A 1,562-nucleotide genomic window follows, 5' to 3' on the forward strand; every position below is an offset into this window, starting at 1 on the left:
ACGATTACCACTTTGTGTTTCATGACTGGGGTGAAGTCGTAACAAGGTAACCCTAGGGGAACCTGGGGTTGGATCACCTCCTTACTATTACGTCGAAAGACGCCCTTGATGCAGTGCCTACACAGATAGTCTTGTCTAGAAAATAAAGAACGACATAAGCTTATGGGGCTATAGCTCAGCTGGGAGAGCGCCTGCCTTGCACGCAGGAGGTCAGCAGTTCGATCCTGCTTAGCTCCACCATCTGCTTAAACCCTACACATGTAGTTTGTTGGTTAGGGCTCTTCCTCAAAATAGAGTGATGAGTCAGTACGCCGGCAGAGCTTGTTAGATAGGCTTGTAGCTTGGATGGTTGCAGCCCTGCCCCTTGAAAAAGAGCGGTGAGGTCACAAACCGACCGGTTCGTAGAATAGGCTTGTAGCTCAGCTGGTTAGAGCGCACCCCTGATAAGGGTGAGGTCGGCAGTTCAAGTCTGCCCAAGCCTACCATTTACCTTCTTACTTGCCTTGCAAGTGGTCGTGAAAAAGCCGCTTAACCGGAAGCAGAGCTTCCTGACGGTTTTTCTACTCGCTAAAGTTGGCGGTAGTAAGTGGCTAAGGTAGAAAGCTGATGTTTGTGTCATGTTGGACAATAAATCCTAATGAATATTTACTTATTAAGTAAGCATTGATTAGGGTTTTTTACCCTGAGGGAGCACACACACTACTCTTGAGAGTAATGTAGGTCCTCCTTGCGCAAAAGTCACGACAAAAAGCGTCATGATTTTGCACTATGTTCTTTAACAATTTGGAAAGCTGATATTAATAGTAATCAATCAAAATTGAGTAACTGAGAAGTCGAAAGACGTACTTTTTACTCTACTTGACTTGAATTGCTTGTTATCGAAAAAGCGCTGAAAGGCGTGCTAATCGGCAAGCCGATTAGCAAGAAGATAGCAAGGCAATTCTTCCGATTAGCTTGTCATGCATACAACATTACCCTTGTCCGAATTCAAAAGGCGGACATGAGGCCGATACTCAAGGCTTTTTAGGGTTGTATGGTTAAGTGACGAAGCGTATACGGTGGATGCCTTGGCAGTTAGAGGCGATGAAGGACGTGTAAGTCTGCGAAAAGCTGTGGTGAGCTGACAAAAAGCATTTGAGCCACAGATGTCCGAATGGGGAAACCCACCTGTTTACAGGTATCGTTACATGAATACATAGTGTAACGAGGCGAACGAGGGGAACTGAAACATCTAAGTACCCTTAGGAAAAGAAATCAATTGAGATTCCCCTAGTAGCGGCGAGCGAACGGGGAGCAGCCCTTAAGCTGTTTAGTGTGTAGTGGAATCCTTTGGGAAGAGGAGCGATACAGGGTGATAGCCCCGTACACGTAGCGTGCTTTACAGTGAAATCGAGTAGGTCGGGACACGTGTTATCTTGACTGAATATGGGGGGACCATCCTCCAAGGCTAAATACTCCTAACTGACCGATAGTGAACCAGTACCGTGAGGGAAAGGCGAAAAGAACCCCTGTGAGGGGAGTGAAATAGAACCTGAAACCGTATACGTACAAGCAGTGGGAGC

At 46.5% G+C, this 1,562-nt stretch carries 2 tRNA genes and 2 rRNA genes; all 4 read left to right on the plus strand.

Going from position 1 to position 1,562, the window contains the following annotated elements:
• Nucleotides 1-84: ribosomal RNA gene (locus GTH32_RS19190) — 16S ribosomal RNA — on the plus strand; the annotation flags it as partial.
• Nucleotides 85-164: 80 nt separating this feature from the next.
• Nucleotides 165-240, plus strand: a tRNA-Ala gene (locus GTH32_RS19195).
• Nucleotides 241-408: 168 nt separating this feature from the next.
• Nucleotides 409-485 (plus strand) — tRNA-Ile (locus GTH32_RS19200).
• 550 nt (nucleotides 486-1,035) lie between these two features.
• Nucleotides 1,036-1,562, plus strand: a 23S ribosomal RNA gene (locus GTH32_RS19205); the annotation flags it as partial.

The organism is Alteromonas profundi (assembly GCF_010500865.1).
In the GTDB taxonomy this organism is placed as follows: Bacteria; Pseudomonadota; Gammaproteobacteria; order Enterobacterales; family Alteromonadaceae; genus Alteromonas; species Alteromonas profundi.